The organism is Methylobacter sp., from assembly GCF_036845245.1.
In the GTDB taxonomy this organism is placed as follows: Bacteria; Pseudomonadota; Gammaproteobacteria; order Methylococcales; family Methylomonadaceae; genus Methylobacter_A.
In genome coordinates, this window is the sequence record NZ_DAIUEH010000009.1 from 62,303 (window position 1) to 76,576 (window position 14,274).

The 14,274-nt window shown below is 55.4% G+C and carries 6 protein-coding genes; all 6 read left to right on the forward strand.

Features of this window, described 5'->3' with window-relative positions:
- The first annotated feature begins 373 nt into the window (after positions 1–373).
- On the forward strand, positions 374–1,018 hold the full coding sequence (locus V7051_RS05975; protein ID WP_333874028.1) for a CerR family C-terminal domain-containing protein: 645 nt from the start codon (positions 374–376) through the stop codon (positions 1,016–1,018).
- Positions 1,019–1,028: 10 nt separating this feature from the next.
- Positions 1,029–2,300, forward strand: coding sequence for an MdtA/MuxA family multidrug efflux RND transporter periplasmic adaptor subunit (locus V7051_RS05980; protein ID WP_333874029.1), 1,272 nt, complete (start codon positions 1,029–1,031; stop codon positions 2,298–2,300).
- 3 nt (positions 2,301–2,303) lie between these two features.
- Entirely contained in the window at positions 2,304–5,435 is a 3,132-nt protein-coding gene (locus V7051_RS05985; RefSeq protein WP_333874030.1) for an MdtB/MuxB family multidrug efflux RND transporter permease subunit, read from the forward strand.
- Complete coding sequence (locus V7051_RS05990) at positions 5,435–8,551, forward strand: multidrug efflux RND transporter permease subunit (RefSeq protein WP_333874031.1); 3,117 nt, start codon at positions 5,435–5,437, stop codon at positions 8,549–8,551. The genes V7051_RS05985 and V7051_RS05990 overlap by 1 nt, the downstream gene beginning before the upstream one ends.
- A gap of 296 nt (positions 8,552–8,847) precedes the next feature.
- A complete protein-coding gene (locus V7051_RS05995; protein ID WP_333874032.1) occupies positions 8,848–10,326 on the forward strand; it encodes an efflux transporter outer membrane subunit in 1,479 nt (492 codons plus the stop codon).
- Positions 10,327–10,591: 265 nt separating this feature from the next.
- A complete protein-coding gene (locus tag V7051_RS06000) occupies positions 10,592–14,266 on the forward strand; it encodes a DUF3683 domain-containing protein (RefSeq protein ID WP_333874033.1) in 3,675 nt (1,224 codons plus the stop codon).
- Positions 14,267–14,274: the final 8 nt, after the last annotated feature.

Consider the following 14,274-nt stretch of genomic DNA (forward strand, 5'->3'; position numbering starts at 1 on the left):
CCGGTTTAGCAGGATTTATCGTTACCCACGCTCCAGCTCCACTGCCATTAAGTTAAGCGTTGTAGGAGCGGGCCATGCCCGCGATGAAGGAACTACAACCCTGCTCGCCGCCTAAATATCGCGGGCGCGGCCCGCTCCTACGGTGTCATTGTCTTCTTAACTTAATGGTAGTGAGGCTCCAGCGCGGGAATTATTTCAAATCCCGGGATAACGTTGCGAACTGCTGCCGAGCGATCAGCGATTAAGTGCCGAATATTAATAAAAATCAATTATATAGAGCTTGTTGTAAAGTTTGGTAAAATATGTATTTAAATTATAGATTTCAATTACAATTACCAAACATAAATAACAGGTCTATTTTCAATGTGTCTGCATGCAGAATCTTAAAACCAAGCCGGAAAAAACCCGTATCCGCCTATTAAACGCAGCCAGTCGAATCTTTGCCGAGAAAGGCTTTCAGGATGCGACGATAGCCGAAATCTGCGGGCAAGCGGATGCCAACATCGCCTCGGTCAATTATCATTTTCGCGATAAGGAAACCCTCTACCTGGAATCCTGGCGTTTTGCTTTTAACCAGGAACTTGCCCTGTATCCGCCCGACGGCGGCCTGATGGGCGATGCATCGGCAGAACAACGGCTGGCGCAGCGGATTAAATCCCTGGTCAGGCGTATCGGCGACGAGAATTCCTATTCGTTTGCGATTATTCATAAGGAAATGGCGCAGCCTACCCGGTTGTTGGCCGATATTCTGGAAAAGGAAATCAACCCGCAACGCATGCAAATGTTCGCTTTGCTGAAAGAATGCCTGGGACAGGCGGCTACCGACCAACAAATCCAATACTGCCACGCCAGCATCATGGGCCAATGTTTTCAACTGCTGCGCTTAAGGCACATGCAAAATGCCCGGCCGTTCCGCAGTCATCCCAGCGACTTAAGCGACATCAAAGCCTTTGCCGAACACGTCGTGCAATTCTCGCTGGCCGGTATTCAAGCTATCCGCTCTCAAACCCTTAATTAACCATGTCCGTATGAGCAAAGACAATCACCACGAATTACCCACGCTCGCCAACCGGCGCCGGGCTTTTTTATTGCCCGGTGCGCTGATCGTGCTGGCTATGATCGGCACAGGTTTTTATTTCCAGCATTCGACATCAGCAGTGCCTGAGAAGAAATCCGATTCCAGAGGCGGTAAACGTGGCCATGACGATGACGCACCGGCACCGGTGGCGATAGAAACCTCGGCCAAAGCCGATTTTCCGGTGTACCTGAACGGCTTGGGTACGGTAACTGCCTTGCGCACAGTGACCGTGCGGCCCAGGGTTGACGGTGAACTGGTGCGGGTAGCGTTCAGCGAAGGCCAGATGGTCAAGGAAGGCGATTTACTGGCGGAAATCGATCCACGCCCGTTCCAGGTACAGCTGCAACAGGCTGAAGGACAATTGATGCGCGATGAAGCCCTGCTGAAAAATGCCCAAGTAGATCATGACCGTTATCTGACCTTGTTGGAACAGGATTCGATTTCCTCTCAGCAGACCGTGACCCAGGAAGCCCAAGTTAAACAATACCGCGGCATTGTCGAAATGGATAAAGCCCAAGTCAATAATGCCAAACTCCAGCTAACCTATGCACGGCTGACCGCGCCGATTTCAGGACGGGTCGGCTTGCGCCAGATTGACCAGGGCAATATTGTCCATGCCAATGATACTAACGGCCTGGTAGTGATTACCCAGCTCCAGCCGGTCACCGTGGTGTTTACACTGCCCGAAGACAATGTGCAATCGGTGGTGCGGCGCCGACGTTCGAACGAACCGGTTCGCGTCGAGGCTTATGACCGGGCCGGTAAAATCAAACTGGCCGAGGGCAAATTGCTGGCGCTCGATAACCAGATCGATTCCACCACCGGCACGCTGAAACTGAAGGCGCAATTCGACAATATCGAGAGCACCCTGTTCGCCAACCAGTTCGTCAACGTTAAAATGCAGCTGGATACCTTGCCCGACGTAACACTGGTTTCCAGCGCCGCCATTCAGCACGATACCCAAGGCGCGTTTGTCTACGTCGTCAACCCGGACAAAACCGTGCAGTTGCGCCGTATCACATTGGGGCCGACCGATGGGGACAAAGTTGCGGTGTTAAGCAATCTTGCCGCCAACGAAACGGTGGTGGTGGAAGGTATCGACCGTCTCCATGAAGGCAGCCAGGTCGATATTGCCCAAAAAGACGGACTGGCCGTGGCCGCTGATACGAATGCGCTGGTCAAGCCCGAAGGCAAGTCACGTAAAAAAGATCGGCGTCCTTAGACTATGACTCCCTCAAACCATACCCTGCCGAATTTCAACCCGTCCCGGTTGTTCATCCTGCGCCCGGTGGCGACCTCGTTGCTGATGGTGGCGATGTTATTGCTCGGCATCCTGGCTTACCGGTTATTGCCAGTGTCGGCGTTGCCGCAAGTCGATTATCCGACCATACAAGTCGTGACCTTATATCCGGGCGCCAGTCCCGAAGTGATGACTTCGGTCGTGACCGCGCCGCTGGAACGCCAGTTCGGCCAGATGCCCGGACTCACCCAGATGTCCTCGACCAGTTCCGGCGGCGCGTCGGTGGTTACCCTGCAATTCAACCTGAATCTGGACTTGGATATTGCCGAACAAACCGTGCAGGCGGCAATTAATGCGGCGACTAATTTCCTGCCGGATGATTTGCCGCAAGCGCCGATTTATAGCAAGGTCAATCCGGCCGACACGCCGATCATGACACTGGCGGTCACGTCCAAAGCCTTGCCGTTGTTCAAGGTCGAAGACCTGGTCGATACCCGGCTGGCGCAGAAAATCGCCCAGTTGTCCGGTGTCGGCATGGTCAGCATCAGCGGCGGCCAACGGCCTGCGGTGCGGATTCAAGCCAATCATAAAGCGCTGTCGGCTTACGGCATCAGCCTGGAAGATGTGCGTAGCGCGATTGCCGCCGCCAACGTCAACCAGCCCAAAGGCATGTTCAACGGCCCGATGCGCTCGGCGATTATCGACAGCAACGACCAGCTCCGTTCGGCAGCGGAATACCGCGATTTGGTCGTGGCTTACCGCAATAATGCGCCGGTGCGGCTATCCGAAGTCGCCGAAGTGATCGACGGTGCGGAAAATGTCCGGCTGGCGGCCTGGGCGAACAAAACTGCGGCCGTGGTCGTCAACATCCAGCGTCAGCCCGGCGCGAACGTGATCGAGGTGGTCGACCGCATCAAGGAGCTGTTGCCGAAATTGCAGGCCTCGTTGCCGCTCAGCATCGAAGTGCTGCCGTTGACCGACCGCACCGTGACTATCCGCGCCTCGGTGCACGATGTGCAGTTCGAATTGCTGCTGGCGGTGGCCCTGGTGGTGATGGTGATTTTCCTGTTCCTGCGCAACGTCCCGGCCACCATCATTCCGGGCGTCGCAGTGCCGCTGTCTTTGGTCGGCACTTTTGCTGTGATGTACCTGGCCGAATTCAGCATCAACAACCTGACATTGATGGCATTGACTATCGCCACCGGCTTCGTGGTCGACGACGCGATTGTGGTCATCGAGAATATCTCCCGCTATATCGAGCGCGGCGAATCGCCGTTGAAAGCCGCGTTGAAAGGCTCCGAACAAATCGGCTTTACCATTATTTCGCTGACTTTTTCGCTGGTCGCGGTGCTGATTCCACTGCTGTTCATGAGCGATGTGGTCGGCCGCTTATTCCGGGAATTCGCGATCACGCTGGCGGTGGCGATCCTGATTTCCGCCATCGTATCGCTGACGCTGACGCCGATGATGTGCGCCAAGCTGCTGCGTCCGCATCAAGCGCATGCCGAAAAGCCAGACGATTGGTTCGACAAGCTGATTGCCGCTTACGGCCGCAGCCTGGAATGGGTCATGCTGCGGCAAGGCCTGACCATGTCGGTATTCTTTGTTACCGCCGCGCTGACCGTGGCGCTGTACGTTTTCATTCCCAAGGGTTTTTTTCCGATTCAAGATACCGGCATCATCCAGGGTTTTTCCGAAGCGCCGCAAAATGTATCTTTTTCGGCGATGGCCGAACATCAGCAAAAGTTGGCCGCTCTGCTGCTTGAAGATCCGGCGGTAGAAAGCCTGTCGTCATTCATCGGCGTCGACGGCATCAATACCACGCCCAACGCCGGCCGCTTTTTGATCAACCTGAAGCCGCAAGCCGAACGAAAGCTAAGCGCAACCGAAGTGATAGCCCGGCTGAAGCCCAAACTGGCCGCGCTGACCGACGTTACCCTGTATTTGCAACCGGTGCAGGATTTGACCATGGAAAACCGGATTAGCCGCACCCAGTACCAGTTCACGCTGGAAACGCCGGATATTGATGAATTGAATCGCTGGACGCATAAGCTGGTAGCAGAACTAGGCGGCCAACCGGAATTTGCCGATGTGACCAGCGATGTGCAGGACCAGGGCCGGCAAGTCTATGTCAATATCGACCGCAGCACCGCCAGCCGCCTCGGCGTCAGCACCGCCGCAGTCGATAATGCGTTGTACAGCGCTTACGGGCAACGGCTGGTATCGACTATTTTCACCCAGTCCAACCAGTACCGGGTGGTGCTTGAAGTCGATCCGGCCGCGCAAAGTTCCCCGGAAGCCCTGAAAGAATTACGGATTCCATCCAGCAACGGCGTGCAGGTGCCGTTGTCGGCGATAGCCGAAATATCGGAACGGCCAACCCCGCTATCGATTAACCATCTCGACCAGTTCCCGGTTGCGACGCTATCGTTTAACCTGGCTCCGGGATCAGCATTGGGCGATGCGGTCAATGCGATCGACCGCGCCAAGCAGGAGATCGATCTGCCGTTAAGCATCCGCACCAGTTACCAAGGCGCTGCGCTGGCGTTTAAAGCGTCTCTGGGCAATACCTTGTGGCTGATTTTAGCCGCGATCGTCACCGTATATATCGTGCTCGGCGTGTTATACGAAAGTTATATCCACCCGATTACCATTTTGTCCACGCTACCTTCGGCCGGAGTCGGCGCATTGTTGGCCTTGATGGTTTCCGGCGGCGATCTGGGCATTATCGGCATTATCGGCATTATTCTGTTGATCGGCATCGTTAAGAAGAACGCGATCATGATGATCGACTTTGCATTGGACGCCGAGCGCAAGCAAGGCATGTCGCCCGCCGATGCGATTTTTCAGGCCTGTCTGCTGCGTTTTCGGCCTATCCTGATGACCACTCTGGCCGCGCTGTTGGGTGCTTTGCCGTTGATGCTGGGCAGCGGCGTCGGCTCGGAGCTGCGCCATCCGCTGGGTATCACCATGGTCGGCGGCTTGTTGCTGAGCCAATTATTGACCTTGTACACCACGCCGGTGATTTATTTATGGATGGATAGTCTGGCCCGGCGCGTGAACGGATGGTTGCGTCTGAATCCACCCGAAGTTCCTGAAAACGACGGAAGTTTGTAATGAATCTGTCGGCAGTGTTTATATACCGTCCGGTCGCCACCAGTCTGCTGACTCTGGCCATCGTTCTGGTCGGCATCCTGGCTTTTTTGAATTTACCGGTGGCGTCGTTGCCGCAGGTGGATTTCCCGACCATTAATGTACAGGCCCAGTTGCCGGGAGCGAGCGCCGAAACCATGGCGGCTACGGTTGCCACGCCATTGGAACGGGCATTGGGGCGAATCGCGGGCATCACCGAGATGACCTCAAGCAGTTCCCAGGGTTCCAGCCAAATTACGCTGCAATTCGACCTGGACCGCGATATCAACGGCGCCGCCCGCGATGTTCAGGCCGCGATTAATGCCGCCGCCAGCTTGCTGCCTACCAGCATGCCCAATCGTCCCAGTTACCGCCGGGACAATCCGGCCGATTCGCCGATCCTGATATTGGCGCTGACTTCCGAAAACCTTGGCCGCGGCCAAATGTATGATGCCGCTTCGACCATCCTGGCGCAGAAAATATCGCAGATTCCAGGCATTGGCCAAGTGCAAATCGGCGGTGCGGCGCTACCGGCGGTACGGGTCGAACTGAACCCTAACGCGCTGAGCAAATACGGTATCGGTCTGGAGGATGTCAGAAATACCATCACTCAAACCAATATCTCCCGCCCGAAAGGCGTGCTCGAAAACGGCGAGCAACGCTGGCAGATCCAGGCCAATGACCAGGCGCGCAAAGCAGCGGATTACCTGCCGCTGATCGTCAGCTACCGCAATGGCGCGCCGGTCAAAATTTCAGACCTCGGCGAAGTCGTGGATTCGGTCGAGGATTTGCGCAATACCGGGCTGAAAAACGGCAAACCTTCGGTGCTGCTGATTCTCAGAAAGCAGCCGCTCGCTAATGTAATTCAAACCGTCGATCAGGTTAAGGCCTTGTTGCCGGAGTTGCGCGCGGCTATCCCCAATACTATAGAGCTGTCGGTAGTTGTCGACCGCTCCCAGACCATCCGGGCTTCGATTACCGAGGTCGAGCACAGTTTGTTGATTGCGATCGTGTTGGTGATTCTGGTCGTGCTGGCGTTTTTGCGCGATATACGTTCGACGCTGGTGCCGATTATTGCGGTGCCGGCGTCGTTGCTCGGCGCCTGCGCGGTCATGTATTTCTTCAATTACAGCCTGAACAACCTGACCTTGATGGCGCTGACTATCTCCACCGGCTTTGTGGTCGACGACGCGATTGTGGTATTGGAAAACACCAAGCGCCATATCGAAAAAGGCGTGGCGCCGTTCAAGGCCGCGCTGTTGGCCGCCAAAGAAGTCGGCTTTACCGTGCTGGCGATGAGCGTGTCGCTGGTGGCGGTGTTCCTGCCGATTTTATTGATGGGCGGTGTGGTCGGACGTTTGTTCAAAGAGTTTGCGGTAACGCTGTCGGCAGCGGTTCTGGTGTCGTTACTGGTCTCGCTGACCGTTACGCCGATGCTGTGCGCACGGTGGGTAGGCAAAGAAAGTCCGCAGCATGGCCGACTTTATCTAGGCATAGGCCGGGCGTTCGACCGGCTGCAAGCGGCTTATGAAAGTTCGTTACGCTGGGCGCTACGTCATAGCCGCATCATGATGCTGATGCTGCTCGGCACGATAGGCCTCAATGTTTATTTGTACATCGTGATCGATAAAGGTTTTTTCCCGACCCAGGACGGCGGCAGATTGCTTGGGGAGGTTCAAACCGATCAAGGCACTTCTTTTTGGGCCTTGCAGAAAAAACTTTTCGAGTTTTCCGAACTGATGTTAAAGGACCCTGCGGTCAGTACCGTGGCCGGGTTTGGCGGCGCCGGTTCCGGCAGTAATAGCGCCAGAGTCTTCGTAGTGCTCAAACCGCATAATGAACGCCCTCCGATTGAAGAAGTCATGGGCCGTTTGCGCGATAAGGTCAAGCGCATTCCCGGCGCCGATCTGCATATGTTCCCGGCACAAGAACTGCGTATCGGCGGCCGTCCTTCGTTCGGCTCGTTCGATTACGCCTTGCAATCCGACGATTTGGGCCTGCTCCGTGAATGGATGCCTAAAGTCATCGCCGCACTGTCCAAGCTGCCGGAACTCAGTGACGTCAGCAGCAATCAGCAAGACAAAGGGCAGCAAATCGGTTTGGTCGTCAACCGGGATATGGCGACGCGCTACGGCGTCACCCAGGCGATGATCGATACCAGTCTTAATAATGCTTTCGGCCAGCGTCAGGTATCGGTGATTTATAACCCGCTTAACCAGTACCGGGTGGTCATGGAGCTGGCTCCCGAATATTGGCAAAGCCCGGAAGCTTTGAAGCAGGTTTATATCAGTGTGCCCGCCAAGCGCTTACCGAGCGGCGAACAGCCGGGTGCACTCCAGGTGCCGCTGTCGGCGCTGGCGAGTTTTGCGCCAACCAGTACGCCGCTGTCCGTCAACCATCAAGGCCAATTCGCCGCGGCCTCGTTGTCGTTTAATCTTAAGCCCGGCATCTCGCTGTCCACAGCCACCCAGCTGATCGAGAAAACCATGCGCGACATCGGCGTACCGAATGCCGTTCAAGGCAGCTTCCAGGGTTCGGCCAAAGCTTTCCAGGAATCGTTACGCAACCAGCCTTTTTTGGTGTTGGCTGCTTTGCTGACCATCTATATCGTGCTGGGCGTGCTCTACGAAAGCTATATCCATCCGCTGACTATCCTGTCCACGCTGCCGTCGGCCGGTGTCGGCGCGCTGCTGGCGTTGATGGCTTGCGGCACCGAGTTCAGTATCATCGCGCTGATCGGCGTGATTTTGTTGATCGGTATCGTCAAAAAGAATGCAATCATGATGATCGACTTTGCGTTATTTGCCGAACGCGAGCAGGGCCTGAATTCTCGCGAGGCGATTTTTCAGGCCTGTTTATTGCGTTTTCGGCCGATCATGATGACCACGCTGGCCGCGTTGTTCGGCGCGTTGCCCCTGGCTCTGGGCAGCGGTTACGGCGCGGAACTTCGTCACCCTCTGGGCATTTCGATTGTCGGCGGCCTAATTTTCAGTCAAATGCTGACGCTGTACACGACACCGGTCGTCTACCTTTACCTGGATCGTTTCCGGCTGTGGTTTGGTGGACGCTTTCGAAGCAGACAAAATCTTTCAATACAATGAACGCCCAAATTTCTTATTCACCACGAAGACACGAAGGACACGAAGAGATGAAACTCCGTGTTCTCGGCGACTCACAAGCCGGATGGGACATGTTGTTCCGTCCGGAACGAAGTGTAAGTGCGACCACTTTTCTCGCTCCCACGCGCTGCTTCCCAAGCAAATAAGCCTGCTTAAGTAATATCCACAATGTTACGCATTTTTACTCACCACGAAGACACGAAGAGCACGAAGAAAAAACATGAACTTCGTGCTCTTCGTGCCTTCGTGGTGAATAACTGAACCAAAACGAGACTTACATGAAAGTTCATATTACCCGACCCCTGATTTATTCACTATTAACCGCACACTTGGCCGGTTGCACGGTAGGTCCGGATTATGTCCGTCCTGAAGCGGCGGTTCCGAAAGAGTTTAAGGAAAGTAAAGGCTGGAAGCAGGCCCAGCCCCGAGATACCGTGCTGTCCGGCAAATGGTGGGAGATTTTCAACGATTCCCGGCTGAATGAGCTGGAAGAGCAGGTTGCGGCCGCCAATCAGTCGATAATCCAGGCCGAGGCGCAATACCGGCAAGCCCAGCATCTGGTGCAATCGGCGCAATCGGCATTTTTCCCGCTGCTCAATTTGACCGGCACGACTAACCGTTTTCGCGCCGCCAGCGGTCAAAGCGTGGCCGTGTCGGGGGTCAGGAACTTGTTCGGCGTCGCCGGGGCAATTGCCTGGGAGCCGGATTTATGGGGCAGCGTCCGCCGTCAGGTTGAAGCCAACACCGGTAGCGCCCAAGCCAGCGCGGCTACTTTGCAGGCTTTGCGGCTGTCCAGTCAGGCGACATTGGCGCAGGATTACTTTCAGCTGAAGATATTGGATGAGCAAAAGGCGGTGTTGGATGAAATCGTGGCTGTTAACAGCAAAACCCTGCAAATAACCAAAAATCGTTATACGGTCGGCGTGGCCGCCAAGAGCGACGTGGTGCAGGCTGAAACCCAACTGGAGTCGGTGCGCGCTCAAGCCATTAATCTCGGCGTGCAGCGGGCGACACTGGAGCATGCGATTGCGGTATTGATCGGCAAGCCTCCGTCTGAACTGTCGCTGGCTCCTGCACCTCTGAACGTGCAGCCGCCGGCGATTCCGGTCAGCCTGCCTTCGGAACTGCTGGAAAGACGTCCCGACATTGCTGCTGCAGAACGCCAAATCGCCGCCGCCAATGCCCAGATTGGCGTGGCCAAAGCGGCTTATTACCCGACTTTGAATCTGGCTGCTTCGAATGGTTTTCAAACGTCCACGTTGGATAACCTGTTCAAGACAGCCAGCCGTTATTGGGCGTTTGGACCTGCCGGCGCGGCGTTGACGGCATTCGACGGCGGCGCTAAAAACGCCCAATACAAGCAGTCCATCGACAGTTTCGACGCCAATGTCGCGGCTTATCGGCAAACGGTGCTGACCGGCTTCCAGGAAGTCGAGGATAATCTAGCCACCTTGCGGATATTGGAGGAAGAAACGCAGGTGCAGGATAAAGCTGTCGATGCAGCCAATCAGGCGCTGAAGTTGACGATCAATCAATATCAGGCGGGAACGATCAGTTACTTGAATGTAATAATCGCGCAAACGGCGGCCTTGTCGAACCGGCAGACTGCGGTACAGCTACATGGCGAACGGTTGACGGCCTCGGTGCAGCTGATCAAGGCTTTGGGCGGCGGCTGGAATACGGCTATGCTGCCGAGTCCCGACCAAGCGGGTGGTGAGACTAAGTGGACGGATTATTTGATTTTTCCGGTGGAGTGATGGGTTTAGCCCATTGATTTATCGACCGGGTCAGACGGCAAAAAATAACAATATATTGCCGATTGGACGTTTGTCATCAAAATTTCCCAAAGGTTTTTTATACTGCAAACTATTCATCAGACTAAGCATGGCACTGTAATTGCTGTTGTTATGGTTAATCTGAACAACGATAGGAAACACAGTATCAGAAAAACGGGCACTTTCGCCGTCTCAGCCATTAATGGGACAATAGCCCATATCGATCATCCCGGATAGGATTAAACCCATGTCGCCTACTACCTTAAAAACTGAATCCAATGCTACGGTAACCATTCCCAGAGGCTACCGGGAAATTCCGTTCAACTACACCTCTGCGGATGATTGGCAGGTCGTATCCTTCCTGCTGGGGACAGAGATTGCGCTGATTCTGGAAGAATTGCGCGACCGCCGCGTAACCGGGCGCTCGGCCCGCTTGCTGATGCGTTTTTTCGGCGAGATCCTGATTTACCGCCGCAATCCATATTTGTTCCAGGAGCTGGTGACTTCGGCCAGCAGGCGCAAACGCATGTTCGACAATGCCGCAAAGCACCTTGGCATCATCGAACAGAATATCGGCAACGAATCCAGGGTGCATAAAGTACTGGTCGCTTCCCGACAATTGCTTGACGATTTTCGTGACGATGTCGAAAAAGTGCCGGGCTTGCGCCGCCGGATGAAAAGAGAGTTGGGCGCTGTGACCGGCGTCAGTAATGTATTATTCGACCCGTTCACGCTGGTTTCCCATGCGACCGATGCGACCGACTGGCGCTTGTACCTGCCGGTCGCGGTCATCATGCCGGACAAGGAAGAACAGCTTGCGCCGCTGTTGATCGCTATTGCGAAGATGGGCCTGAAAGCCTTGCCGCGCGGCGGCGGTACCGGGTTGACCGGCGGCGCGGTTCCGCTACGCCCCGACTGCGTGGTGATTAATACCGAAAAACTTGATCACATTCGCGGCACGCGCGACATGGAATTCAAGCTTTGGGACGGGCAGACCGCAACGGCCCAAGTGCTGGAAGTTGAGGTTGGCGTGATCACCGAAAAAGCACACCAATACGCAAGCAGCCGGGGCCTGGTGTTTGCGACCGACCCGACCAGCGCCTGGGCTTCATCGATAGGCGGCAACATAGCCGAAAACGCCGGAGGCAAATGCGCGGTGCGCTGGGGCACCTGCATCGACAACTTGATTTCCTGGCGGATGGCGATGCCCGGCGGCAAACGTTGGGAAGTGCGCAGAACCGATCATCAACTGCGTAAAATCCTGCCGGAAGATGATGTGACTTTCGAGGTATCCGACCAGAAAAGCGGCGAGTCGATCAAGACCATTGTCTTGAAAGGTAGCGAGATCAGGAAGAAAGGCCTGTGGAAAGACATCACCAACAAAGCATTGGGCGGCGTTCCGGGGCTGCAAAAGGAAGGAACCGACGGCATTATCACGTCGGCGGAATTCATCCTCTATCCGAAATTCGAAGCCACGCGCACGATCTGCCTGGAGTTTTTCGGCCAGGATATGGAAGAAGCCAGCCGTGTGATTGTCGAGTTGTCCAAGACATTTCCGTTTCCCGATCAAGGCGAAGACACACTGGTCGCGTTGGAACATTTCGATGACGAGTACGTTCGCGCGATCGATTATCAGGTCAAATCGAGCCGGTTCAAAACGCCGAAAGCCGTGTTGTTGATTGATGTTGCGGGTCATTCTTTAGATCAGGCCCAGCGCGGTATCGACAAGATACGTGCGATTCTGGATCAGTATCCGAACAGCGAACTTTTTGAAGCGCACGATTCCGCCGAAGCGGAGCGGTATTGGGCCGACCGCAAAAAATTCGGCGCGATTGCCCGGCGCACCAACGCCTTCAAACTGAATGAAGACGTGGTCATTCCTCTGGAAACGCTGGCCGAATTTGCCCGTTTTATCGAAGAGGTCAACGTAGAAGAAGAACGTTATGCGCAGATGAAATTCCTGGATCGCGCGGCCGCCTTATTTCGCGAACCGCCGGTTGAAGATAATGCCGATTCATTTACGGCGCGTTCAAGCGTCGCTTTGTACCTTTATACGACGGCCCAAAAAACGCTGCCCCTGGCCGATGAAAAAACATTACGCAGCCTGGCTATCATCAACGATTTCAGGCAGGAGTTCGCCGAGCTGGCTCGCGGCTTTCCTAAAATTATCGCCGCCGTAGACCTCGCCTATCAGGAAGTGCGCGACCGGCGCATTGTGCTGGCGACTCATATGCACGCCGGAGACGGCAACGTGCATGTGAACTTACCGGTGCTGTCCAACGACAGGGACATGCTGGAACGCTCCGGCGAAGTCATCGATCAGGTGATGTTTAAAGTCGTCGAACTGGGCGGCGTGGTTTCCGGCGAGCACGGCATCGGCGTCACCAAACTCAAGTACCTGGAGCCCGAACGCATCGCGGCACTCAGCGCCTATCGCCGGGAAGTCGATCCGACCGGGCTGATGAATCCCGGCAAGCTCGAAGATTTCGAGGTGCTGGAACATATCTTCACGCCGTCGTTCAACCTATTGGGCTTGGAAGCGCGCATACTGCGCCACGGCCAACTGGAAGAGCTGGCGAACAAGATCGCCCATTGCGTGCGCTGCGGCAAGTGCAAGCCCGATTGCGGCGTTTTCCATCCGGCGGGCAGCCTGTTTTATCATCCACGCAACAAGAATCTGGCGATCGGCGCGATTATCGAAGCCTTGCTGTTCGACGCGCAGCGCGAATATTCGACAAAATTCGAACTGCTGCAATGGCTGGAAGAAGTGTCCGATCATTGCACGACCTGTCATAAATGCGCCAAACCTTGTCCGGTCGATATCGATTCTGCCGACGTGTCAGTGCTGGAACGCCGGATTCTGGCCGATTGGGGCTATAAGCACACGGCAGCGGCGACCAAGATGACGTTGCGCTATTTGCACAGCGACTCGCCGACGTTCAATAAAGTGTTCCGCTTCGGCGTTCTTCGGGCCGGTTTTGTCGGACAGCAGTTGGGCGCGGCATTATCCAAGCCGCTGCAACCGAAAAAAGGCCAGTCAAAGCATTATGCGTTGCAACTGCTGAGTTCGCCGATGCCGACAGTGCCGGCAAAGACCTTGCGCGACCTGTTACCCGACTGCAAGCCTGACCAGGTTTTGGTGTTTGAACCCGATCAGGAAGCCGAACGCACCGTATTTTATTTTCCGGGTTGCGGTTCCGAGCGCATGGTGTCCGACATCTCGATGGCTGCGATCCATGTATTGATGGGTTTGAAAACCCGAGTGGTACTACCGCCGCCGTTTTTGTGCTGCGGATTTCCGGCCTACGCCAACGGCCAAGCCGAAATGCATTCGCAAAACAGTTTGCGCGTGACGATTCAGCTTAATCAAATCCGGGACATGTTTACCCACCTGGAGTTCGATGGCTGCGTCGTAACCTGCGGAACTTGCCGCGAAGGCTTGAACGAGATGGAAGCGGCCAAGTTGTTCGGCGGCCGGCTGGTCGATATAACCCATTATGCGTTGGAGCGGGACTTGCATTTGGCAGGCACCGGCAACGAGAGCTACCTCTATCATGCGCCCTGCCACGACTCGCTGGACGGCAAAGCGCTGGACGTGCTTGATCAACTGGGCGGATTCGGTAGCGTCACACCGGTGCCCAATTGCTGCTCGGAGGCGGGAACGCTGTCCTTGTCGCGCCCAGACATTTCCGCCTCGATGCTGCACCGCAAGCGCGAGTCGTTGGCGGAAGTCATGCCGGAAAAAGGCAGGGCTACGATCTTGACCAACTGTCCATCCTGCATGCAGGGTTTGGGGCGTAACAAGAGCATGGGTGTCGATCCGCAGCATCTTGCGGTTGCGCTGGCTGAGAAATTGTCAGGGAAATCGTGGTTGAAGCAGTTTAAGGCGCAGGCGGGGAAGGCTAAGGCGTTTAATTTTTAAGATGGTGA

Excerpts from the sequence above, each read along its gene's own strand:
- V7051_RS05975 (WP_333874028.1), top strand. The coding sequence starts at position 374 with ATGCAGAATCTTAAAACCAAGCCGGAAAAAACCCGTATCCGCCTATTA.
- V7051_RS05990 (WP_333874031.1), top strand. The coding sequence starts at position 5,435 with ATGAATCTGTCGGCAGTGTTTATATACCGTCCGGTCGCCACCAGTCTG.
- V7051_RS06000 (WP_333874033.1), top strand. The coding sequence starts at position 10,592 with ATGTCGCCTACTACCTTAAAAACTGAATCCAATGCTACGGTAACCATT.
- V7051_RS05980 (WP_333874029.1), top strand. The coding sequence starts at position 1,029 with ATGAGCAAAGACAATCACCACGAATTACCCACGCTCGCCAACCGGCGC.
- V7051_RS05995 (WP_333874032.1), top strand. The coding sequence starts at position 8,848 with ATGAAAGTTCATATTACCCGACCCCTGATTTATTCACTATTAACCGCA.
- V7051_RS05985 (WP_333874030.1), top strand. The coding sequence starts at position 2,304 with ATGACTCCCTCAAACCATACCCTGCCGAATTTCAACCCGTCCCGGTTG.